31 protein-coding genes, 1 pseudogene and 1 riboswitch are annotated in these 20,679 nt (G+C 40.5%); of the genes and pseudogenes, 31 read left to right on the forward strand and 1 reads right to left on the reverse strand.

The features are described 5' to 3' along the window. Positions 1-61: 61 nt before the first annotated feature. From rplB to DXD06_RS12440, 27 genes are all read left to right on the forward strand, one after another. Positions 62-904, forward strand: a complete 843-nt coding sequence (gene rplB, locus DXD06_RS12310; RefSeq protein WP_055068824.1) for a 50S ribosomal protein L2 — start codon at positions 62-64, stop codon at positions 902-904. A 16-nt stretch (positions 905-920) separates the two neighbouring features. Continuing rightward, a complete protein-coding gene (rpsS, locus tag DXD06_RS12315) occupies positions 921-1,202 on the forward strand; it encodes a 30S ribosomal protein S19 (protein WP_012741331.1) in 282 nt (93 codons plus the stop codon). A gap of 30 nt (positions 1,203-1,232) precedes the next feature. Next, positions 1,233-1,619, forward strand: coding sequence for a 50S ribosomal protein L22 (rplV, locus tag DXD06_RS12320; protein WP_055068825.1), 387 nt, complete (start codon positions 1,233-1,235; stop codon positions 1,617-1,619). A 9-nt stretch (positions 1,620-1,628) separates the two neighbouring features. After that, complete coding sequence (gene rpsC / locus DXD06_RS12325) at positions 1,629-2,285, forward strand: 30S ribosomal protein S3 (RefSeq protein ID WP_055068826.1); 657 nt, start codon at positions 1,629-1,631, stop codon at positions 2,283-2,285. Positions 2,286-2,287: 2 nt separating this feature from the next. Beyond that, complete coding sequence (gene rplP / locus DXD06_RS12330) at positions 2,288-2,725, forward strand: 50S ribosomal protein L16 (RefSeq protein ID WP_022046401.1); 438 nt, start codon at positions 2,288-2,290, stop codon at positions 2,723-2,725. Beyond that, positions 2,715-2,924, forward strand: coding sequence for a 50S ribosomal protein L29 (gene rpmC / locus DXD06_RS12335; protein ID WP_022046400.1), 210 nt, complete (start codon positions 2,715-2,717; stop codon positions 2,922-2,924). Before rplP ends, rpmC begins: the two co-directional genes overlap by 11 nt. Positions 2,925-2,953: 29 nt before the next feature. Further along, complete coding sequence (gene rpsQ, locus DXD06_RS12340) at positions 2,954-3,211, forward strand: 30S ribosomal protein S17 (protein WP_022046399.1); 258 nt, start codon at positions 2,954-2,956, stop codon at positions 3,209-3,211. A gap of 18 nt (positions 3,212-3,229) precedes the next feature. Continuing rightward, the gene (rplN, locus tag DXD06_RS12345; RefSeq protein WP_014080983.1) at positions 3,230-3,598 is read left to right on the forward strand and encodes a 50S ribosomal protein L14; all 369 of its coding nucleotides are present in this window, start codon (positions 3,230-3,232) and stop codon (positions 3,596-3,598) included. A gap of 11 nt (positions 3,599-3,609) precedes the next feature. Beyond that, positions 3,610-3,921: a 50S ribosomal protein L24 gene (gene rplX / locus DXD06_RS12350; RefSeq protein WP_022046390.1), complete on the forward strand. Its 312-nt coding sequence runs from the start codon at positions 3,610-3,612 to the stop codon at positions 3,919-3,921. Between the two features lie 22 nt (positions 3,922-3,943). Further along, entirely contained in the window at positions 3,944-4,483 is a 540-nt protein-coding gene (rplE, locus tag DXD06_RS12355; protein WP_022046389.1) for a 50S ribosomal protein L5, read from the forward strand. Positions 4,484-4,500: 17 nt separating this feature from the next. Continuing rightward, positions 4,501-4,686 (forward strand): type Z 30S ribosomal protein S14, encoded by a 186-nt coding sequence (locus tag DXD06_RS12360; protein WP_022046388.1) that lies wholly within the window; start codon positions 4,501-4,503, stop codon positions 4,684-4,686. Positions 4,687-4,732: 46 nt separating this feature from the next. Further along, complete coding sequence (gene rpsH / locus DXD06_RS12365; protein ID WP_055068855.1) at positions 4,733-5,134, forward strand: 30S ribosomal protein S8; 402 nt, start codon at positions 4,733-4,735, stop codon at positions 5,132-5,134. Between the two features lie 51 nt (positions 5,135-5,185). Beyond that, entirely contained in the window at positions 5,186-5,725 is a 540-nt protein-coding gene (gene rplF, locus DXD06_RS12370) for a 50S ribosomal protein L6 (RefSeq protein WP_055263455.1), read from the forward strand. Between the two features lie 19 nt (positions 5,726-5,744). Next, positions 5,745-6,113: a 50S ribosomal protein L18 gene (gene rplR, locus DXD06_RS12375; protein ID WP_022046386.1), complete on the forward strand. Its 369-nt coding sequence runs from the start codon at positions 5,745-5,747 to the stop codon at positions 6,111-6,113. Between the two features lie 12 nt (positions 6,114-6,125). Beyond that, complete coding sequence (gene rpsE, locus DXD06_RS12380) at positions 6,126-6,635, forward strand: 30S ribosomal protein S5 (RefSeq protein WP_022046385.1); 510 nt, start codon at positions 6,126-6,128, stop codon at positions 6,633-6,635. A 17-nt stretch (positions 6,636-6,652) separates the two neighbouring features. Continuing rightward, positions 6,653-6,835 carry a 50S ribosomal protein L30 gene (gene rpmD / locus DXD06_RS12385; protein WP_022046384.1) on the forward strand — a complete coding sequence of 61 codons (183 nt, stop codon included), beginning with the start codon at positions 6,653-6,655 and terminating at the stop codon, positions 6,833-6,835. A 22-nt stretch (positions 6,836-6,857) separates the two neighbouring features. Then, positions 6,858-7,298, forward strand: a complete 441-nt coding sequence (gene rplO / locus DXD06_RS12390; RefSeq protein WP_022046383.1) for a 50S ribosomal protein L15 — start codon at positions 6,858-6,860, stop codon at positions 7,296-7,298. Beyond that, positions 7,298-8,614 carry a preprotein translocase subunit SecY gene (gene secY / locus DXD06_RS12395; RefSeq protein WP_022046382.1) on the forward strand — a complete coding sequence of 439 codons (1,317 nt, stop codon included), beginning with the start codon at positions 7,298-7,300 and terminating at the stop codon, positions 8,612-8,614. The genes rplO and secY overlap by 1 nt, the downstream gene beginning before the upstream one ends. Positions 8,615-8,724: 110 nt before the next feature. After that, complete coding sequence (locus DXD06_RS12400; protein ID WP_117832166.1) at positions 8,725-9,369, forward strand: adenylate kinase; 645 nt, start codon at positions 8,725-8,727, stop codon at positions 9,367-9,369. 1 nt (position 9,370) lies between these two features. Then, positions 9,371-10,165 carry a type I methionyl aminopeptidase gene (map, locus tag DXD06_RS12405; RefSeq protein WP_117832168.1) on the forward strand — a complete coding sequence of 265 codons (795 nt, stop codon included), beginning with the start codon at positions 9,371-9,373 and terminating at the stop codon, positions 10,163-10,165. Positions 10,166-10,209: 44 nt separating this feature from the next. Beyond that, the gene (gene infA / locus DXD06_RS12410) at positions 10,210-10,428 is read left to right on the forward strand and encodes a translation initiation factor IF-1 (RefSeq protein ID WP_012741348.1); all 219 of its coding nucleotides are present in this window, start codon (positions 10,210-10,212) and stop codon (positions 10,426-10,428) included. A gap of 121 nt (positions 10,429-10,549) precedes the next feature. Beyond that, a complete protein-coding gene (gene rpmJ / locus DXD06_RS12415; protein ID WP_003022746.1) occupies positions 10,550-10,663 on the forward strand; it encodes a 50S ribosomal protein L36 in 114 nt (37 codons plus the stop codon). A 337-nt stretch (positions 10,664-11,000) separates the two neighbouring features. Continuing rightward, a complete protein-coding gene (gene rpsM, locus DXD06_RS12420; protein WP_022046379.1) occupies positions 11,001-11,369 on the forward strand; it encodes a 30S ribosomal protein S13 in 369 nt (122 codons plus the stop codon). A gap of 31 nt (positions 11,370-11,400) precedes the next feature. After that, positions 11,401-11,796 (forward strand): 30S ribosomal protein S11, encoded by a 396-nt coding sequence (gene rpsK / locus DXD06_RS12425; protein WP_022046378.1) that lies wholly within the window; start codon positions 11,401-11,403, stop codon positions 11,794-11,796. 19 nt (positions 11,797-11,815) lie between these two features. Continuing rightward, on the forward strand, positions 11,816-12,409 hold the full coding sequence (gene rpsD / locus DXD06_RS12430; RefSeq protein WP_022046377.1) for a 30S ribosomal protein S4: 594 nt from the start codon (positions 11,816-11,818) through the stop codon (positions 12,407-12,409). A 42-nt stretch (positions 12,410-12,451) separates the two neighbouring features. Then, entirely contained in the window at positions 12,452-13,411 is a 960-nt protein-coding gene (locus tag DXD06_RS12435) for a DNA-directed RNA polymerase subunit alpha (protein ID WP_022046376.1), read from the forward strand. 152 nt (positions 13,412-13,563) lie between these two features. After that, a complete protein-coding gene (locus DXD06_RS12440) occupies positions 13,564-14,088 on the forward strand; it encodes a bL17 family ribosomal protein (RefSeq protein ID WP_022046375.1) in 525 nt (174 codons plus the stop codon). A 99-nt stretch (positions 14,089-14,187) separates the two neighbouring features. Here DXD06_RS12440 and DXD06_RS12445 read toward each other — a convergent pair whose 3' ends face one another. After that, positions 14,188-14,424 (reverse strand): helix-turn-helix domain-containing protein, encoded by a 237-nt coding sequence (locus DXD06_RS12445; protein WP_117832170.1) that lies wholly within the window; start codon positions 14,422-14,424, stop codon positions 14,188-14,190. A gap of 169 nt (positions 14,425-14,593) precedes the next feature. On the opposite strand from DXD06_RS12445, the gene DXD06_RS12450 reads away from it, so the two are divergent. The 4 genes and pseudogenes from DXD06_RS12450 (at position 14,594) to DXD06_RS12460 (ending at position 20,535) form a co-directional block, all read left to right on the forward strand. Further along, positions 14,594-16,051, forward strand: coding sequence for a hypothetical protein (locus DXD06_RS12450; protein ID WP_117832172.1), 1,458 nt, complete (start codon positions 14,594-14,596; stop codon positions 16,049-16,051). A 155-nt stretch (positions 16,052-16,206) separates the two neighbouring features. Continuing rightward, the gene (locus tag DXD06_RS12455) at positions 16,207-17,262 is read left to right on the forward strand and encodes a hypothetical protein (RefSeq protein ID WP_117832174.1); all 1,056 of its coding nucleotides are present in this window, start codon (positions 16,207-16,209) and stop codon (positions 17,260-17,262) included. Between the two features lie 30 nt (positions 17,263-17,292). Further along, a riboswitch (cyclic di-GMP riboswitch) is annotated at positions 17,293-17,368 on the forward strand. A gap of 248 nt (positions 17,369-17,616) precedes the next feature. After that, positions 17,617-17,886, forward strand: a pseudogene (locus tag DXD06_RS18185) (CHAP domain-containing protein); the annotation flags it as partial. A gap of 117 nt (positions 17,887-18,003) precedes the next feature. Next, positions 18,004-20,535 carry a bacterial Ig-like domain-containing protein gene (locus DXD06_RS12460; protein ID WP_158569535.1) on the forward strand — a complete coding sequence of 844 codons (2,532 nt, stop codon included), beginning with the start codon at positions 18,004-18,006 and terminating at the stop codon, positions 20,533-20,535. Positions 20,536-20,679 lie beyond the last annotated feature (144 nt).

A 20,679-nucleotide genomic window follows, 5' to 3' on the forward strand; every position in this document is an offset into this window, starting at 1 on the left:
TGCATTACAAGATATGTGTCAGAGATGACACGATAATGAAAACATCGAAAGGAGAAAAACAATGGGAATTAAGACATATAACCCATATACACCTTCCAGAAGAAATATGACTGGTTCTGATTTCTCTGAGATCACTAAGACAACTCCTGAGAAATCCCTTACAACTTCTTTAAAGAAGAACGCTGGTCGTAACAATCAGGGTAAAATCACAGTTAGACACCAGGGTGGTGGAAACAGAAGAAAATACAGAATCATCGACTTTAAGAGAAGAAAAGATGGTATTCCGGCAACCGTAATCGGTGTTGAATACGATCCGAACAGAACAGCAAATATCGCACTGATCTGCTATGCAGATGGTGAGAAAGCATATATCCTTGCTCCTGCAGGATTAACCGACGGCATGAAGGTTATGAACGGACCAGAAGCAGAGGTAAGAGTTGGAAACTGTTTACCACTTGAGAATATTCCGGTTGGTACACAGATCCACAACATCGAGTTACTGCCAGGTAAGGGTGGACAGTTAGTACGTTCTGCCGGACTCAGCGCACAGCTGATGGCTAAGGAAGGAAAGTATGCAACACTTCGTCTTCCTTCAGGCGAGATGAGAATGGTTCCAATTCAGTGTAGAGCAACAATCGGTGTTATCGGAAACGGTGACCACAACCTCGTAAATATTGGTAAGGCTGGACGTAAGCGTCACATGGGTATCCGCCCAACAGTTCGTGGTTCTGTTATGAACCCTAATGACCATCCACACGGTGGTGGTGAAGGTAAGGCTCCAGTAGGTCGTCCAGGACCATGTACTCCATGGGGCAAGCCTGCACTTGGTTTAAAGACCAGAAAGAAGAACAAGCAGTCTAACAAGCTTATCGTAAGAAGAAGAGACGGTAGAGCTATCAAATAATTAGGAGGTTTATGAAATGGCACGTTCACTTAAAAAAGGACCATTTGCTGATGAGAGCTTACTCAAAAAAGTAGATGCTATGAACGCTTCCGGAGACAAGTCCGTAATTAAGACCTGGTCCCGTCGTTCTACTATTTTCCCATCTTTCGTTGGACACACAATCGCTGTTCATGACGGAAGAAAGCATGTTCCGGTATATGTTACAGAGGACATGGTTGGACATAAGCTCGGTGAGTTCGTTGCAACAAGAACTTACAGAGGACATGGAAAAGACGAAAAGAAATCAGGCGTGAGATAAAATAATATTTAGTGGAAGGAGGTTTCATCCATGGCAAAAGGACATAGATCCCAGATCAAGAGAGAGAGAAACGAAGTAAAGGACACAAGACCTTCAGCTAAGTTATCTTATGCTAGAGTGTCAGTACAGAAGGCTTGCTTCGTATTAGATGCAATTCGTGGTAAGGATGTTGCGACTGCACTTGCAATCGTATCCTACAACCCAAGATACGCTTCAAGCGTTGTAGAGAAGTTATTAAAGTCAGCAATCGCTAACGCTGAGAACAATAACGGAATGAAGGCAGAAAACCTTTATGTAGCAGAGTGCTACGCAAATAAGGGACCAACAATGAAGAGAATTCATCCTCGTGCACAGGGTAGAGCTTATAGAATCGAAAAGAGAATGAGCCACATTACAATCGTGCTCGATGAAAGATAGGAGGCAATCATGGGACAGAAGGTTAATCCTCATGGATTAAGAGTCGGCGTTATCAAAGATTGGGATTCTAAATGGTATGCAGATGGAGATTTCGCTGATTACTTAGTAGAAGATTACAATATCAGAACATTTCTGAAGAAAAAATTATACGCAGCTGGTGTTTCTAAGATTGAGATCGAAAGAGCATCAGATCGTGTGAAGGTTATCATTTACACAGCTAAGCCAGGTGTTGTAATTGGTAAGGGCGGCGCTGAGATCGAAAAGATCAAGGCAGAAGTTCAGAAACTTACAGATAAGAAGTTAGTTGTAGATATCAAAGAAGTAAAGAGACCAGATCGTGACGCTCAGTTAGTAGCTGAGAACATCGCTTTACAGCTTGAGAACCGTGTTTCTTTCCGTAGAGCAATGAAGTCCTGCATGGGCCGTGCAATGAAGACCGGTGCAAAGGGAATTAAGACTTCCTGCTCAGGACGTCTTGGTGGAGCTGATATGGCCCGTACAGAGTTCTACTCTGAAGGAACTATACCGCTTCAGACACTTCGTGCAGATATCGATTATGGATTCGCAGAGGCAGATACCACTTACGGTAAAGTAGGTGTTAAGGTTTGGATCTACCGTGGCGAAGTGCTTCCTACAAAGGCTAATAAGGAAGGAGGAGCTCAGTAATTATGTTAATGCCAAAGAGAGTAAAACATCGTAAACAGTTCCGTGGTTCCATGGCTGGTAAAGCAACCAGAGGAAACAAGATCACATACGGTGAGTATGGTATCGTATCATTAGAGCCTTGCTGGATTAAGGCAAATCAGATCGAGGCAGCCCGTGTTGCTATGACAAGATATATCAAGCGTGGTGGTAAAGTCTGGATCAAGATCTTCCCAGAGAAGCCTGTAACTCATAAGCCTATGGGTGTTCGAATGGGTAAAGGAAAGGGCGCCCTTGAGTATTGGGTAGCTGTAGTTAAACCAGGTAGAGTATTATTTGAAATCTCCGGTGTTCCGGAAGACGTAGCGAAAGAAGCTTTACGTCTTGCTACACATAAATTACCTTGCAAATGTAAAGTAGTTTCACGTGCAGATTTAGAAGGCGGTGAGTCAAATGAAAACTAGTGCATATTTAGAAGAATTAAAGTCACTTACTGTTGCAGATTTACAGTCACAGTTAGTTGATGCAAAAAAGGAACTTTTCAATTTGAGATTCCAGAATGCAACCAATCAGTTAGATAATACAGCCAGAATTAAAGAAGTTCGCAAGAATATTGCTAGAATTCAGACTGTTATCACCGAGAAAGCTAGCGTTGCTGAATAAATCCAATTCTCAGAAAGGAGACTTCGGTCGTGGAAGAAAGAAATCTTAGAAAAACACGTGTAGGTGTTGTTGTAAGCGATAAGATGGATAAGACAATCGTTGTAGCTGTAAAGAACAACGAGAGACATCCACTGTACAACAAGATCGTTAAAAAGACTTATAAGTTAAAGGCTCATGACGAGAACAACGATGCTAAGATCGGCGATACCGTCAGAGTTATGGAAACAAGACCATTATCTAAAGATAAGAGATGGAGACTTGTAGAAATCATGGAAAGAGCAAAATAATAAAAGGAGGCTACAAGCATGGTACAGCAGGAAAGCAGACTCAAAGTTGCGGACAATACTGGCGCAAAAGAGTTACTTGTTATCCGCGTAATGGGTGGATCTACCAGAAGATATGCGAACATCGGCGATGTGATCGTTGCTACTGTTAAAGATGCAACACCAGGCGGTGTTGTTAAAAAGGGCGATGTTGTAAAAGCCGTAGTTGTTCGTTCAGTAAAGGGTGCCCGTCGTAAAGATGGTTCCTATATTAAGTTTGATGAGAACGCAGCAGTTATTATCAAGGACGACAAAACTCCGAGAGGAACTCGTATCTTTGGACCAGTAGCTCGTGAGCTTCGTGAGAAACAGTTCATGAAAATTGTTTCTCTGGCTCCAGAAGTATTATAGGAGGAACGAAGATGGCAAGTATGAAGATCAAAAAAGGCGATATGGTAAAAGTTATCGCTGGCAGAGATAAAGACAAAGAGGGCAAGGTTATTGCCGTAAATAAAAAAGACAACACACTCCTCGTTGAAGGCGTTAACATGGTTACCAAGCATGCAAAGCCAAGCATGGCAAACCAGCAGGGCGGAATCCTTCATCAGGAAGGACCTATTGATGCATCTAACGTAATGTTCCTTCACAAAGGAAAAGCTACCCGTGTAGGTTTCAAGATGGACGGAGACAAGAAAGTACGTTATGCGAAATCAACAGGCGATGTTATCGATTAATTGAAGAGAGGAGGACAAAACATTGAGTAGACTTAAAGAGCAGTACGAAAATGAGATCAAAGACGCAATGATCAAAAAGTTCGGATACAAGAATACAATGGAGGTTCCAAAGCTTGACAAGATCGTAGTTAACATGGGTGTTGGTGAGGCTAAGGAGAACGCAAAGCTTCTTGAGGCAGCTGTAAAGGACATGGAGGCTATTACCGGTCAGAAGGCTGTTACAACAAAGGCTAAGAATGCGATCGCAAACTTCAAGATCAGAGAGAACATGCCAATCGGATGTAAGGTTACCTTACGTGGCGAGAAGATGTATGAGTTCGCTGATCGTCTGATCAACTTAGCATTACCTCGTGTACGTGACTTCCGTGGTGTTAATCCAAACGCATTTGACGGACGTGGAAACTACGCACTTGGTATCAAAGAGCAGATTATCTTCCCAGAGATCGAGTACGATAAGGTAGATAAGGTTCGTGGTATGGATATCATCTTCGTTACAACTGCAAAGACAGATGAAGAGGCACGTGAGTTATTAACTCTGTTTAACATGCCATTTGCTAAATAATCAGGAGGGAATTTTTAATGGCTAAGACAAGTATGAAAATTAAACAGCAGCGTAAACCAAAATTCTCTACCAGAGAATATACACGTTGCAGAATTTGTGGACGTCCACATTCAGTTTTAAGAAAATACGGAATCTGTAGAGTATGTTTCCGTGAGTTAGCATATAAAGGTCAGATTCCAGGCGTTAAGAAGGCATCCTGGTAAACCTTTAAGAGAAAAGTTGTAGTCCAAAAGGAGGAAAAATGTCATGATGATGACAAGTGATCCAATTGCAGATATGCTTACAAGAATCCGTAATGCAAATACTGCAAAACATGATACAGTAGATATTCCAGCTTCTAAGATCAAAGTTGCTATCGCTGGCATCCTTGTTGATGAAGGTTTCATCGAGAAGTATGACATCATCGAGGATGGTAACTTCAAGACAATCCGTGTCACATTGAAGTATGGCGCTGATAAGAATGAGAAGATCATTACAGGAATTAAGAGAATTTCCAAGCCAGGTTTACGTGTATACGCTGGCAAGGATGAAATCCCGAGTGTACTTGGTGGATTAGGAATCGCAATCCTTTCTACGAACCAGGGAATCGTTACCGACAAGGAAGCAAGAAAGCTTCAGGTTGGTGGCGAAGTATTAGCATTTGTATGGTAGTCAAAACCAGATAGAAACTATTAACATCCAATAAATACAGGAGGTACGGGCATGTCACGTATAGGAAGAATGCCAATCGCAATTCCAGCTGGAGTAACAGTTGAGATCGCAGAAAATAATCATGTGACTGTAAAAGGTCCAAAGGGTACTTTGGAGAGAACTCTTCCATCAGAGATGGATATTAAGGTTGAGGGCTCTGAAGTCGTAGTTACAAGACCAAACGATTTAAAGAAAATGAAATCCTTACACGGATTAACAAGAACACTGATAAACAACATGGTTGTTGGTGTAACTGATGGTTACACCAAGACCCTTGAGGTAAACGGTGTAGGTTATAGAGCACAGAAGTCCGGAAAGAAGTTAACACTTCACCTTGGATATTCTCATCCGGTTGAGATGGAAGATCCAGAAGGACTTGAGGCAGTTGTTGAAGATAACAAGATTATCGTTAAAGGTATTGACAAAGAAAAAGTTGGCCAGTACGCAGCTGAAATCAGAGATAAGAGAAGACCTGAGCCATATAAGGGCAAGGGTATCAAGTATGCTGATGAAGTTATTAGACGTAAAGTTGGTAAGACTGGTAAGAAATAATTAAAGGAGTGGACAAGAAATGGTTAGTAAAAAGTCAAGAACAGAAGTTCGTGAAAAGAAGCATAGCAGAATGCGTAATCATCTTGCAGGTACAGCAGAGCGTCCTCGTTTAGCTGTATTCAGAAGTAATAACCATATGTATGCTCAGATTATTGATGATACAGTTGGAAATACACTTGTTTCTGCTTCAACTCTGGATAAAGATTTAAAGGCAGAGCTTGAGAAGACTAATAACGTTGATGCAGCAGCAAAACTTGGTACTGTTATTGCAAAGAAAGCATTAGATAAGGGTATTACCACAGTTGTCTTCGATCGAGGCGGTTTTATTTACGCAGGCAAGGTAAAGGCATTAGCTGAAGCAGCAAGAGAAGCTGGTTTAGAGTTTTAGGAGGAGACAAACATGAAACGTGAAATCATTGATGCGAGTCAATTAGAATTAGTTGACCAGGTTGTTGACATCAAGCGTGTAACAAAGGTCGTTAAGGGTGGACGTAACATGCGCTTCACAGCTCTCGTTGTTGTTGGTGACAAGAATGGTCATGTTGGTGCAGGTCTTGGAAAGGCTGCTGAAATTCCTGAAGCAATCCGCAAAGGAAAAGAAGATGCAATTAAGAGCCTCATCAGTGTTAAATTAGACGAGAATAACTCTATTACACATGATGTAACAGGAAAATACACAGGTGCTTCCGTATTATTAAAGAAGTCTCCTGAAGGTACTGGTATCATCGCAGGTGGTCCGGCTCGTTCCGTATGTGAGCTTGCAGGTATCACAAATATCCGTACAAAATCATTAGGATCAAATAATAAGCAGAACGTTGTACTTGCTACTATCGAGGCACTTTCTCAGTTAAGAAGCCCGGAAGAAGTTGCAAGACTTCGCGGTAAATCTGTAGAAGAAATCTTAGGTTAAGGAGGAGCGACTAAGTCATGGCAGATAAAGTAAAAGTTACACTTATTAAGTCAACAATCGGTGCTGTTCCGAAGAACAAGAAGACAATCGAAGCTCTTGGATTAACTAAGTTACACAAGACTGTAGAGTTACCAAACAACGCAGCTACACAGGGCGCGCTTCGCAAGGTTGCACCATACGTTAACGTAGAAGAAGCATAGAATAAAATAAGGAGGTGCCAAAATGGATTTATCTAGTTTAAAAGCAGCAGAAGGCTCCGTACACAGCGATAACTTCAGAAGAGGTCGTGGACACGGTTCAGGAAATGGCAAGACTGCTGGTAAGGGCCATAAGGGTCAGAAGGCTCGTTCTGGAGCACCAAGACCAGGGTTCGAAGGTGGCCAGATGCCATTATACAGAAGATTACCAAAGAGAGGTTTCAAGTGCAGAAACTCTAAGGAAATCATCGGAATTAATCTTTCAGCTCTTGAGAAATTCGATAATGACACTGTAGTATCAGTAGATACACTGATCGAAGCAGGTATCGTTAAGAACCCAAGAGACGGCGTAAAGATTCTTGGAAATGGAGAATTTACTAAGAAGCTTACAGTCCAGGCTAACGCTTTCAGTGCTAGTGCCAAGGAGAAGATTGAAGCTCTTGGTGGAAAAGCTGAGGTGATCTAATGTTTAAGACACTGCGTAATGCATTTAAAGTAAAGGACATTCGAGATCGAATTCTTTTTACTTTTTTGATGCTGATCATCATCCGGATCGGAAGTGAACTTCCGGCTCCGGGGGTTGATGGGGAAGTGTTTAAACAGTGGTGGGCAAGCCAGTCTGCAGACGGACTTGGATTTTTCAATGCGATTACAGGTGGTTCTTTCCTGAATATGTCTGTATTCGCACTGAATATTACACCGTACATTACTTCATCCATCATTATTCAGCTGCTTACCATTGCGATTCCGAAGCTTGAAGAAATTCAGCGTGACGGAGAAGAGGGAAGAAAGAAGATGGTTGCACTTACCCGTTATGTGACCATCGTTCTTGCATTGATTCAGTCTATAGCAATGACAATCGGTTTTTACCGTGGTGGATATCTCACCGGCCAGGGACCTTTAGCCGTTATTGAGGTTATTACAGGACTTACGGCAGGATCTGCAGTTCTTATGTGGATTGGTGAGCGCATCACAGAGAAAGGTATCGGAAATGGTATTTCCATTGTATTGGTTATCAACATCATTTCACGTATGCCGGAAGATATGGGAACTCTTTGGAGTCAGTTCATTGCGAACAAATCCATTCCAAAGGGAATCGTGGCAGGCCTGATCATTATTGCAATCATCGTTGCAATGGTAGTATTCGTAGTAGTACTTCAGGATGCAGAGCGTAGAATCCCAGTTCAGTATTCCAAGAAACTGCAGGGAAGAAAACAGGTGGGTGGTCAGTCCACACACATTCCGCTTAAGGTCAATACCGGCGGTGTAATCCCTGTCATCTTTGCACAGTCACTGTTACAGACACCAGTGATTATCGCAGCGATTCTTGGAAAAGGTAATGGAACAGGTATCGGAAGCAAGATCTTAAAGGGAATGTCCCAGTCTAACTGGTGCAATCCGGAAGAGCCGATCTACAGTATCGGACTTGTAGTTTATATTCTGTTAATTATCGCGTTTGCATATTTCTATACACAGATTACATTCAATCCTTTGGAGATTGCAAACAATATGAAGAAAGCCGGTGGTTTTATTCCGGGTATCCGTCCTGGAAAGCCTACCAGTGATTATTTAAATCAGATACTCAACTACATTGTATTCATCGGAGCAGTTGGTCTGTCCATCGTTGCATTTATTCCAATTTTCTTCAACGGTGTATTTAAGGCAGATGTTTCTTTCGGTGGTACATCAATCATCATTATTGTCGGTGTTGTTATTGAGACAATTAAGCAGGTTGAGTCACAGATGAGAGTTCGCTATTACAAGGGATTTTTGAACGACTAATTATATTTTGGAGATACTGGATTCCGGTATCTCCATTTCCCTTATGATACGGGGAGCAATTCTTCTATATAAAAATATATCGTGTTTAATAACAGAAATGGAGAAATGATATGAAGATTATTATGTTAGGGGCTCCGGGGGCAGGAAAAGGAACACAGGCAAAGCAGATTGCTGCAAAATACCAGATTCCTCATATTTCCACCGGTGATATTTTCCGTGCAAATATCAAAAATGGTACAGAGTTAGGAAAAAAAGCAAAAACATATATGGATCAGGGTGCACTTGTGCCGGATGAACTGACCTGTGATCTGGTTATGGATCGTATCCAGCAGGATGACTGCAAAAACGGATTTGTTCTGGACGGATTTCCAAGAACAATTCCACAGGCCGAAGCTTTAGATGCAGCATTAAAGAAAATCAGCCAGACGATGGATTATGCAATTGATGTTGATGTTCCGGATGAGAATATTGTAAAACGTATGGGTGGAAGACGTGCCTGCTTAAATTGCGGGGCAACATATCATATCGTATTTAATCCGACAAAGGTGGAAGGCAAGTGTGATGCCTGTGGAGCAGAAACCGTACTTCGGGATGATGACAAGCCGGAAACTGTACAGAAGCGTCTGTCTGTATATCATGAACAGACACAGCCACTGATCGATTATTACAAGGCACAGGGAATCCTGAAATCCGTTGACGGAACCAAGCCAATGGATGAAGTGTTTGCCGATATTGTTGCAATCTTAGGTGAATAAGATGAAAGTAACGATCAAATCTGCTGAAGAGATTGAAAAAATGCGCCGCGCGGGGGAAATCCTCGCTGCCGTGCATCAGAATCTTGCAAGAGAAATCAAACCTGGGATGTCTACTTTGGACATTGACCGGTTGGGGGAAGAGATGATCCGCGGATATGGATGTATTCCTTCATTTAAAAATTATTGCGGATATCCGGCGTCCATTTGTGTTTCGGTAAACGAAGAAGTGGTGCATGGGATTCCGACAGACGAAAGGATCATCAAAGAAGGAGATATTGTCAGTCTGGATGCAGGAGTTATTTATGAAGGCTATCATTCAGATGCGGCGAGAACCGTTGCAGTCGGAGAAGTGAGTGAGGAGGCAAAGCTTCTGATCGAACGGACCAGACAGTCCTTTATTGAAGGAATGAAAAAAGCAGTGGCTGGAAATCATCTTTATGATATTTCCGCAGCAATTGGTGACTATGCAAATCAGTTTGGATATGGTGTGGTCGAGGATCTTTGTGGACATGGAATTGGCAGCCATTTGCATGAAGAACCGGAGATCCCGAATTTCAGACAGTCACGGTTTCGCAGAGGAATTAAGCTGAAACCGGGGATGACACTTGCCGTGGAGCCGATGATTAATGTGGGAACCAAAGATGTACTCTGGATGGATGATGAGTGGACCGTTGTCACGGAAGATAAGTCATTATCCGCTCACTATGAGAATACGATACTTATTACAGATGGAAAACCGGAGATCCTTTCTCTGACAGAAGAGGAAAAGAAAGCCGGATTTTTAAATCTCTTTTAACAACAGGAAAATGGAAAAGAGTCGATACAGGAGGAAAGAAAGTTATGTCAAAAGCAGATGTTATTGAAGTGGAAGGCGTAGTAGTAGAAAAACTGCCAAACGCTTTTTTCAAAGTAGAACTTGAGAATGGTCACCAGATTCTGGCAACGATCAGCGGAAAACTTCGTATGAATTTTATCCGTATCCTGCCGGGAGATAAAGTAACAATTGAAATGTCCCCATATGACCTGACAAAGGGAAGAATCATCTGGAGAGATAAATAAAAAATATGTTGACTTCCACAAGGTGTCTGTGTATAATATTATTCGGACACTTTTTGGAAAGTACCTGAAAAATGCGGAAAACCGCAGAAACAGGGCTTTTATAGAGAAAGGAGGATTTGCTGTGAAGGTAAGATCATCAGTTAAGCCTATTTGCGAGAAATGCAAAGTCATCAAGAGAAAAGGAAGCATCAGAATTATCTGTGAGAATCCGAAGCACAAACAGAGACAGGGTTAATTACTTCTTGACAGAAGAACCCTGTTATTTGTGCGCTATGGTCAGTTTATAACAGACTGGCGAAAGCAGCATCGCATTTGCGATGAAATCATTATGTGCGGCTGCAGCGCAGTGAATTTGCGCTGTTCATAATAAACAGAGGCATAGTCTGGTCTTTTTTGCTATAATACCGAGTGGCATGGGACAAATATGCGAATATGGAAATCCTATTTGTATGCACACATTTCAGGACGTGCAACCGTAGCTGTATACGGATAGGGTTCGGGAAAATACGCGGTTGCAGGTGTATTTATGACTACTAAATAATCTTAAAAATTTTATGGAGGTGTAAACACACATGGCTCGTATTGCAGGTGTAGATTTACCAAGAGAAAAACGTGTAGAAATCGGTCTGACTTACATCTACGGAATCGGTAGAGCAAGTGCTGACCGTATCCTTGAAGCAGCAAACGTAGATCCTAGCACACGTGTTAGAGATCTTACTGACGATGAGGTTAAGAGAATCAGTGCAGTCATCGATGAGACACAGACTGTAGAAGGTGATTTAAGAAGAGAGATCGCTCTTAATATTAAGAGACTTCAGGAGATCGGATGCTATCGTGGAATCCGTCACAGAAAAGGACTGCCAGTTCGTGGTCAGAAGACTAAGACAAACGCAAGAACAAGAAAAGGTCCTAAGAGAACTGTAGCAAATAAGAAGAAATAAGTTTAATCAGAGAAAGTAGGTTAGTTTAGATATGGCTAAGAACGTTGCAAAGAAAACAACAAAAAAGCGCGTAAAGAAAAACGTTGAACGCGGACAGGCACACATTCAGGCATCTTTCAATAACACAATCGTGACAATTACTGATACTGAAGGTAACGCTTTATCATGGGCTAGTGCTGGTGGTCTTGGATTTAGAGGTTCAAAGAAATCTACTCCATATGCTGCACAGATGGCAGCAGAAACTGCTACGAAGGCAGCTTTAATTCATGGTTTGAAGACAGTTGATGTTATGGTTAAGGGACCAGGCTCAGGACGTGAGGCTGCTATCCGTGCCCTTTCCGCATGCGGTCTTGAAGTAGTTTCCATCAAGGATGTTACTCCAGTACCACATAACGGATGCCGTCCACCAAAGCGTAGAAGAGTTTAATTAGGAGGTATCGATTAAGATGGCAGTGAATAAAGTACCTGTACTGAAAAGATGTAGATCCCTTGGTTTAGAGCCAAGTTATTTAGGATATGATAAGAAGTCAAAGAGAAATCTTCAGAGAGGAAACCGTAAGGTATCTGAGTACGGACTTCAGTTAAGAGAAAAGCAGAAGGCTAAATTCATCTATGGTGTATTAGAGAAGCCTTTCCGTAATTACTATAAGAGAGCAGATAAGATGAGAGGATTAACAGGTCCAAACCTGATGACAATCCTTGAGTCAAGACTTGACAACGTAGTATTCCGTCTTGGATTCGCAAGAACCCGTAAGGAAGCAAGACAGATCGTTGACCACAAGTTTGTAACCGTAAACGGTAAGGTTGTAAACATTCCTTCTTACCTGGTTAAGGCTGGCGATGTTGTTGAGATTAAGGAAAGCAAGAAGAACATTCAGCGTATGAAAGACATCGTTGAGGTTGCTGGTGGAAGAATCGTTCCAGAATGGTTAGATATCGACGCAGAGAAGCTGCAGGGAACTGTAAAAGAGTTACCATCCCGTGAGCAGATCGACGTTCCAGTAAACGAGATGCTTATCGTCGAGTTATATTCTAAGTAATTAGTTTAACGCATCGTAAACCCGAGAAGGAGGGACTTTGTAGTGTTCGATTTTGAAAAACCAAAAATTGAGATCGCTGAAATTTCAGAAGACAAGACATATGGCAAATTTGTTGTAGAGCCTTTGGAAAGAGGATATGGTACTACACTTGGCAACTCTTTAAGAAGAATTATGCTTTCTTCTTTACCGGGAGCTGCTGTAAGCCAGGTGAAGATTGACGGAGTTCTCCATGAATTCAGTTCAATCCCGGGCGTTAAGGAAGATGTTACTGAAATTATTATGAACATCAAGAACCTCGCTATCCGCAATAACAGTTCTACAAATGAACCAAAAGTTGCTTACATTGAATTCGAAGGGGAAGGCGTTGTTACAGCTGCAGATATCCAGGTCGATTCGGATATCGAAATCATGAATCCTGAATTGGAGATCGCACATTTAAACGGTGGTGCAGACTGCAAGCTCTATATGGAACTTACCATTACAAAGGGCAGAGGATATGTCAGCGCAGATAAGAATAAGACAGAGGATACACCAATTGGTGTGATCGCAATCGATTCTATCTATACACCGGTAGATCGTGTAAATGTAACGATTGAGAATACTCGTGTAGGTCAGGTTACTGATTATGATAAGCTTACATTGGATGTATATACCAATGGAACTTTAGAGCCAGATGAGGCAGTCAGCCTTGCTGCGAAAGTATTGAGTGAGCACTTAAATCTCTTCATTGATCTGTCAGATGCTGCACAGCAGGCAGAGATCATGGTTGAGAAAGAGAACGATACACAGGAGAAAGTTCTTGAGATGAATATCGATGAACTGGAATTATCTGTTCGTTCTTACAACTGTCTGAAGAGAGCTGGTATCAATACCGTTGCAGAGCTTATCAACCGTACTCCGGAAGATATGATGAAGGTTCGTAACCTTGGCCGCAAGTCTCTTGAAGAAGTACTTGCAAAACTCAAAGAGTTAGGTTTACAGTTAAATCAGGGTGAAGAATAATAAAAACTGGCGGTGTCAGTAATCCCGATGAGTGTGACAACGTCATAGAACATTTATGGCTTGTGGTTTGAAATGCCACAGAATTAAGAATGGGTTCTGCCGGTAAATCCAAAGAGTATGGCAGGATACCCCACAAATGGAGGAAAATTAAAATGGCAAAGTATCGTAAGTTAAGCAGAACATCCAGCCAGAGAAAGGCTTTAATCAGAGGTCAGGTTACTGCTCTGATCGCTAATGGCAAGATCGTAACAACAGAAGCAAAGGCTAAGGAAATCCGTAAGGTTGCAGAAGGCCTGATCGCTGCTGCTGTTCGTGAGAAAGACAACTTTGACGAAGTTACTGTTACTGCTAAGGTTGCTCGTAAAGATGCAGACGGCAAGAGAGTAAAAGAAGTTGTTGATGGTAAGAAAGTTACTGTTTATGACGAAGTAGAGAAGAAGATTAAGAAGGATCAGCCTTCCCGTCTTCATGCAAGAAGAGAAATGCTTAAAGTTCTTTACACAGTAAAGACAAATGACGGAACCAAGAAGGGCACAAAGGAAGTTGACCTTGTTGCTAAGTTATTTGATGAGATCGCACCAAAGTATGCAGACCGTAACGGTGGTTACACAAGAATCGTAAAGATTGGTCAGCGTAAAGGTGACGGCGCTCTGGAAGTATTACTTGAGTTAGTTTAAAATTTGTCAATGAGAACCCCCATCTGTGAAGGCAGATGGGGGTTTTTATACTTAAAAGTGAGAATCCGCGACGGTTTTGCCGATGCGGATTTTTTAAATTTATGAACTATGTGATTGGGGGAGCGGATAAGGTTTCCGTTGGTCAGTTCTTCCGATCAGATAATCTACGCTTGTATGATGAAAATCTGCCAGAGAAGAGAGAATTTCTGTTGGAATTTGACGTTCATCATTTTCATATCTGGAGTAGGTTCGCTGTGTAATATTTAAGATTTTGGCAATTTCTGTCTGTGTTAAGTCTTTGTCTTCCCGCAAATCGCGAATACGTTTATATTTCAAATATTTGTCACCTCCCCCATGTTAATAGTATATGTGAGACCGTATTGGTCTATTGTGCTTTAGACCAATACGGACTAAAATATTTGCAAGGCACAATATAAGGCACATATTGAAATGCTTATAAATATTGATAAAATAAAAGCGTTACAAAAGAAAAATGGAGGCATGAATGTCAGAGTTCAGTGATAAATTGTCAGAGTATATTGTAAAAAGCGGATCGAATGTGTATCAGCTTGCAAAAGAAGCATCTTTAGATAGAACAACATTGCAGAAGACAGCAAAAGGACAGAGACTTCCGTCTTTGGATTATATTAGGGAAATATGCCAGTACATAAAAATATCCAGTAAACAGGAAGAGGAACTGGTTCGTCTCTATAAGATTGAAAAGCTGGGACACAGTACAGTAAAAGCATGGGATGAAATTCAGCAGATTATTCTTGATATTTACCAGCTTAGAAAAAATGTAAAAAATTCCTGGAATATTCGTTTGGATGAATTAAGCCTGAAAAGTTTTAATGCCCAAATTGTGCAGAAATGCGATTCGGAGATGGATTGTTTAAAAGCAATTATGTGCGTCATGGAACAGGAACTGCAAGCTCCGGATCAAACAGAAATTTATATGGATGTTTCGTGGGCAAGTAAAATGGTGTTAAGTCAGTTGATGCAAAGTGAGGGCAATGAGTCAGAAAGATTGACTTGTCATCAGCTTGTGAATCTGAAGCAGACAGAACATGTAAAAGATGGAATGTTGGAAAATATTCAGATGCTGCATCAGGTGCTGCCATATGCATTTACAACACATAATACCTATGATATACGTTATGCTTATATTAGTGAAAATAGCGAAGAACAGAAATTACATTTATGGGAACATTACATTATTACACATAAACATGTGATTTTGTGTTCAGAACAGGATTATCAGATGATTGTCATTTCTGATGAAATGATTGCAAAGGCATATAAGCAGGAAGTCGGGCGTATGCTGAGTGCATATCGTCCGCTTTTCAGCTATCAGGGGTATTCCGGGGAAGGTGTTCGGAAATACCGTGCATTGCTTGATAACGATGAAACGCATATAACTTATGAGGGATTTCCGTGTCTGGCACTTATGATTCCGGATGAAATAAAAAAGCAATTGATTGTAGATCCACAGATTGGAACATATGCAACAGCATATTTTGATATGCCGAAGGTAAGAGAAAACCAGTACATCAATATTTTTGGAATGGAAGATATAAGACATTTTATGAAGACCGGGCATTTGCCGGGAGTGTTTGACCATTATTTTTATGTGGAGTCAATAGAACTTCGAAAGGAAATGCTTGAAAATTTCCATAAAAATCTTTTGGCGCATACACGGCAGTATTATATGGTCAATGAGAAAGAATTTAAAATAAACAGTTCTTTTGGAATTGATGTCTTTGGTCAAAATAAGGTTGCTTTCTGCTCAACATCTGACGAATTCCCATTTGGTTTTATTTCAATTGATGAACCTGGGATCAGTGAAATGTTTGCCAGTTATTTTGATAATCTGGTACAGTCAAAATATGTATATTCGATAGAAGAAACCATAATAAAATGGGAAGAAATGATAGAACAGCTAGAAAGAGAAATAGAAGGTTAGGAGATAAAAAGGCATGTGTCAACTGGCATGTGTCTTTTTTAGTGCATAGGTACTAAAAATAAAAGGCACAATGGAGGGCACATATTGAAATGATGTGTGTGATTGATAAAATATAAATAAGTATTCATTTGTAATAGTAGAGGAGGAGAGGTTACATGAAATTAAAGAACAAAATAATTTTACTTTTGGCAATTGTTGTGGGATTGAGTGGATGTTATCCGATGACAACGAAAGCGTCTTCGGATAATACAATTCAAAATGCGATGTCGATCAGTGAGAACGGAACTTATAGTGGTGCTGCACCAGAGGAGGAAGTATATTATCGTCTGGATATACAGCAGGCGGAAGTTGTTACGATGACATTTGAATCATATCAGAATTATTCAGCCAGTATTACATTATACGATAATGAATATGACAAAATAGATGATTGGAATGCATACTATGACGGAAATAGGAACGCTGCATATGAAAAAGTAAATTTATATTTATGTCCGGGAAACCATTATATTAAGTTAAGAGTTGATAAAACTGCAACGTATTCTTTTCAGTTGAATTCTAAAAAGGTAACAGAAACATTCCCCGAATCACAGACAGACAGAAATGATATTTTGTCACAGGCAAAGAGTGTTTCGCTGGGACAGAAAATATATGGAATGATCGGAAACGAGGACAAACAGGACTTTTATGTTTTTGATATGCCGTTTTCTGGTAATTTAGTGGTTTCACATACTAATTATATTGAGAGTGGTCAAGCAGATTACGAGATATTAAATAGTGAAGGAAACAGCATTAGTTCTTTTCGTGCATATTATGACAATAATAAGGGGTATGCATATGATAAAGATTACATTAAATTAGATAAGGGAAGATATTACATAAAGGCATGCGGATATTATAATGGTCCATACCATTTTGTGATGAGTGTTAAGCCTGAAGCCGGAGGCATTGAATCTGTAACGAGAAACAAAACAAAGGCTACGGTTCGCTTACAAAAAGCTGATGACGTATCTGGATACATATTACAATATTCAACATCTGAAAAATTTAGCAAGAAAAGTACAAAGTCAAAGACTGTTAAAGGTACAACGGTCAAATTGAGTGGATTAAATAAAAATAAAATATACTATTTAAGAGTAAAACGTTATAAGAAATATAACGGAAAAACCTATTACAGTGACTATGGAAATACTTATACTGTGTGGCCGTGATTCTTTGTGAAAATTTGATATATGAAAACAAAAATGAAAAAGCAAAGCAGTTGAAAGATTGTGACGCAAAGCTATAGGGTCTGTAAAATGACAGCTAGTTACCAACTAATGTGCATGAAGTAAGGCATTACACTGAATGTAAATCAGTTGTAGTGCCTTTTTCGGATAATGATAAGGGGTGTTATTATGAAAAGAATAAAGAAAATAATTGGAATCGTGTTATGCATAACGTTGTTTACAACATTAGTTAATATCCCAAATCAATATGTATATGCGACACAAAATAAAACTTATAATTATTCTAAGGGATATTCAATTCAAGGTAATGGTGCTGATGATATAGTAAACGTTGCAATGGCGCAAGTTGGAAAGACTGGTGCACAATTAGGGTATTCTGAACAATGGTGTGCGGATTTTGTAAGCGATTGTGCAGATTTGGCGGGGCAAGGTTCGGCTATACCAAGAAATGGATATTGTCCAAGTTTACAGAATGCAATAATAAATGCTGGGGGGTATAATGTTTCTGTTAATACTGCAAGAAAAGGAGATATAGCTTTTTACGGTACTAATGGTGCAGATCATGTTGAAATAGTATATGCAAATAATGGGGGACGAATTAGCACCATCGGAGGAAATTCGGGAAGTGGTAGAGATTGTTATTCCAGATCGGTTCGCAATCATACTTATCAAACGATGACTATTACAAAAGTATTACGTCCTAATTATAGGCAGTCTGCTGCTGTGCTTCCAGGAACAGTTGATTCAAGTTGGAATGTCCCGACTAGCGTATCAGCATCTCACCGGATTACAACATATGATCAGTGGGGGAATGCGGAGTCAAATCATTATATTGACCCCGGAGATAGTTGTTATATCGTAGAAGTATATACAAATGGATTTGTGAAAGTTCAATATCCGGTAGCTGGAGGAAAGCGATGGGCTTATGCAAAAGCTTCCGATTTTTCAATAAGCAAGAAGCAGGAAAACAAGCTTCCAGACACTAGATTGTCAGTGTGGTTTTCGCTTTCGCCGATGGGGGATGGCGTTTCCAATATGCGTTTTAATGATCGTGTCTATTTATGTTATCGGCTTGAGACGCAAGATGGAAAATTGCTAGATGGCTCTCTTGGAAACTATAAGGTCAAAGAGACCATTTATCGACCTGATGGAACTTCGGGGTCTTTTACATATGGGAACAATAACAATTGGATTTCAGAATGCTTTTCACAGGGGGGAACGTATCGTGGAGTTGTAGAAATCAGTGGTGATTATACAGGATCCGTTGAAGTATCATACAATATGCCACAACCTTATAAGGTGATACTGACTACTTGGTTTTCTGACAGCCCGATGGGAAAAGAGATTAATAGTGTTGAGAAAGGCAAAGAGTATTATTATTGCTATACTCTGGTGGCAAATGAGAAAGGATACTATAATCAGAGCATTAACACGGATTACAAAGCGACGCAGGAAATATATGCTCCGGACGGAATTAAAATTGGCACATGGACAAAGGATAAAACGGATCATAACTATCTTAAATTTAAAGCAACACAAAGCGGAAATTATAACGGAAGTGTAACACTGACAGGTGTACCACACGGTACAATGAAAGCGACTTGTGTTTGCAAAGAAAGTGCGAAACTAGAGAGTATTAATATATCAAAATATCCAACCAAAATATCTTATGTGGTAGGAGAGGCTATATCAACTGCTGGAATGACGGTGATTGCAAAGTATACCGATGGAAAAACAAAGAATGTAACTTCCTACAAAGTGACAAGCGGAGATACCAGCAAAATAGGAACAAGAAAAGTATATATATCATATTCGGAAGGTGGAGTTACAAAAGAAGCTTCGTATACGATACAGGTTAAGGAAAAATCTCATATGTACGGATCATGGACAGTTACTAAGCGTGCTACATGTACTACAGATGGAGCCGAACAGAGAATATGCAGCCTATGCAGAAAAACCGAAACCCGAACTATAAAAGCGACAGGACATAAATATACAAATAAGACAATTGCACCGACATCAACAACAAAAGGCTATACGCTTCACACCTGCTCAGTATGCGGATATAGCTACAAAGATAATTACACAGATGCAAAGAAGCAGCTGCAGTCAATTGCAATTTCGGCGAAACCTGGTAAAACCACATACAACATAAATGATGCAATTGATACATCAGGATTGAAAGTCGTTGCTACATATACCGATGGCTCAAGGGCAGAGGTGAAAGGATGGAAGATTGGCGGCAGTACTGCAAAGGCAGGAACAGTTAGCGTTAGGGTAAGCTATACGGAAAGTGGTATTACCAGGGCTGCGACCTATGAGATTCAGGTAAAGGAGGCACCGAAAGAAACGGTTTATGTTACATATAACACCAATGGTGGTTCAATGTCGCAGACAAAGCAGTCTGGAACCAAGGGATCAACGATTCAGTTATTAAATGAACGCCCGGCTAAGAGTGTAAATGTTACCTTCCAGCCGAATGGTGGTGATCAGACCCCTTCTCCTGTTAGTCTGTCACAAACATTTAAGTGCTGGCTCTACAATTCCTCGACAACGATGAGCACATCGTATTATCCGGGAAGTTCGCTGACCTTAACACAGAACTGCACGTTATATGCGCAATATAATGATGCAAAATTGACAACCTTACCTGTAATTTCAAGAGAGGGCTACGTCTTTGACGGATGGTATACGCCGAACAACACATTAGCGTATGAAGGAATGACGATTACCAGCGATACCGTACTGATTGCCCACTGGACGGAAACGTCAGTAGATGAGGACGATGATAAAAACGATGCCTTGGCGGTTGGTGATGAACTGGAAACGGATCAGGCAATCTATACAATCACGAAGACCAACGGTGAGTATTGTGTCGAATATTCAGAATTGTTTGATGATGATGTGACGGTAATATATATCCCGGACACCGTTGCGATTGACGGAGTTGTGTACAAAGTAACATCCGTCGGAGAGAAGGCTTTTTATAAAAATACGGCATTGAAAAAAATCGTGATTGGTAGTTGCGTGGAGAAGATTAGTTCAAAAGCGTTCTACGGATGTACGTCACTCAATAGCATTGTGATTAATTCAACGAAGATTTCCAACGGAAAGGTTGGAGCGAATGCCTTTAAAAAGGTAAGTAAAAATGTCAAAGTGTATGTGCCTGCATCGAAGTATAAGGCATATAAGAAGCTGCTGAAGAAAGCAGGAGTTGGATCAAAAGCTAAAATTTATAAAATGAGAACTCGTTAATGAAGGTTGTGAAGTATGATCGAGTTGGTGCACAGCAGAAATTGTGCACCAACTAATGGAGAACGGAAATGAATCTATGAAACGATTAGAGAGTTCGAATGAGATAATTGCGTATAACAGTAAAATTAGTGCAGATTATTCATC

The organism is Roseburia sp. TF10-5 (assembly GCF_003462365.1).
GTDB classification, from domain to species: Bacteria; Bacillota; Clostridia; order Lachnospirales; family Lachnospiraceae; genus Roseburia; species Roseburia faecis.

What these genes read in the sequence shown, in the direction of transcription:
- rplN (WP_014080983.1), top strand. Translation starts at nt 3,230, where the DNA reads ATGGTACAGCAGGAAAGCAGACTCAAAGTTGCGGACAATACTGGCGCA.
- rpsM (WP_022046379.1), top strand. Translation starts at nt 11,001, where the DNA reads ATGGCTCGTATTGCAGGTGTAGATTTACCAAGAGAAAAACGTGTAGAA.
- rplR (WP_022046386.1), top strand. Translation starts at nt 5,745, where the DNA reads ATGGTTAGTAAAAAGTCAAGAACAGAAGTTCGTGAAAAGAAGCATAGC.
- rplF (WP_055263455.1), top strand. Translation starts at nt 5,186, where the DNA reads ATGTCACGTATAGGAAGAATGCCAATCGCAATTCCAGCTGGAGTAACA.
- rpsC (WP_055068826.1), top strand. Translation starts at nt 1,629, where the DNA reads ATGGGACAGAAGGTTAATCCTCATGGATTAAGAGTCGGCGTTATCAAA.
- rplO (WP_022046383.1), top strand. Translation starts at nt 6,858, where the DNA reads ATGGATTTATCTAGTTTAAAAGCAGCAGAAGGCTCCGTACACAGCGAT.
- infA (WP_012741348.1), top strand. Translation starts at nt 10,210, where the DNA reads ATGTCAAAAGCAGATGTTATTGAAGTGGAAGGCGTAGTAGTAGAAAAA.
- rpsK (WP_022046378.1), top strand. Translation starts at nt 11,401, where the DNA reads ATGGCTAAGAACGTTGCAAAGAAAACAACAAAAAAGCGCGTAAAGAAA.
- rpmC (WP_022046400.1), top strand. Translation starts at nt 2,715, where the DNA reads ATGAAAACTAGTGCATATTTAGAAGAATTAAAGTCACTTACTGTTGCA.
- DXD06_RS12360 (WP_022046388.1), top strand. Translation starts at nt 4,501, where the DNA reads ATGGCTAAGACAAGTATGAAAATTAAACAGCAGCGTAAACCAAAATTC.
- DXD06_RS12400 (WP_117832166.1), top strand. Translation starts at nt 8,725, where the DNA reads ATGAAGATTATTATGTTAGGGGCTCCGGGGGCAGGAAAAGGAACACAG.
- map (WP_117832168.1), top strand. Translation starts at nt 9,371, where the DNA reads ATGAAAGTAACGATCAAATCTGCTGAAGAGATTGAAAAAATGCGCCGC.
- DXD06_RS12455 (WP_117832174.1), top strand. Translation starts at nt 16,207, where the DNA reads ATGAAATTAAAGAACAAAATAATTTTACTTTTGGCAATTGTTGTGGGA.
- rplB (WP_055068824.1), top strand. Translation starts at nt 62, where the DNA reads ATGGGAATTAAGACATATAACCCATATACACCTTCCAGAAGAAATATG.
- rplX (WP_022046390.1), top strand. Translation starts at nt 3,610, where the DNA reads ATGGCAAGTATGAAGATCAAAAAAGGCGATATGGTAAAAGTTATCGCT.
- rpsH (WP_055068855.1), top strand. Translation starts at nt 4,733, where the DNA reads ATGATGACAAGTGATCCAATTGCAGATATGCTTACAAGAATCCGTAAT.
- rpsD (WP_022046377.1), top strand. Translation starts at nt 11,816, where the DNA reads ATGGCAGTGAATAAAGTACCTGTACTGAAAAGATGTAGATCCCTTGGT.
- secY (WP_022046382.1), top strand. Translation starts at nt 7,298, where the DNA reads ATGTTTAAGACACTGCGTAATGCATTTAAAGTAAAGGACATTCGAGAT.
- rpmD (WP_022046384.1), top strand. Translation starts at nt 6,653, where the DNA reads ATGGCAGATAAAGTAAAAGTTACACTTATTAAGTCAACAATCGGTGCT.
- rpsE (WP_022046385.1), top strand. Translation starts at nt 6,126, where the DNA reads ATGAAACGTGAAATCATTGATGCGAGTCAATTAGAATTAGTTGACCAG.
- rpsS (WP_012741331.1), top strand. Translation starts at nt 921, where the DNA reads ATGGCACGTTCACTTAAAAAAGGACCATTTGCTGATGAGAGCTTACTC.
- DXD06_RS12440 (WP_022046375.1), top strand. Translation starts at nt 13,564, where the DNA reads ATGGCAAAGTATCGTAAGTTAAGCAGAACATCCAGCCAGAGAAAGGCT.
- rplP (WP_022046401.1), top strand. Translation starts at nt 2,288, where the DNA reads ATGTTAATGCCAAAGAGAGTAAAACATCGTAAACAGTTCCGTGGTTCC.
- rplV (WP_055068825.1), top strand. Translation starts at nt 1,233, where the DNA reads ATGGCAAAAGGACATAGATCCCAGATCAAGAGAGAGAGAAACGAAGTA.
- DXD06_RS12450 (WP_117832172.1), top strand. Translation starts at nt 14,594, where the DNA reads ATGTCAGAGTTCAGTGATAAATTGTCAGAGTATATTGTAAAAAGCGGA.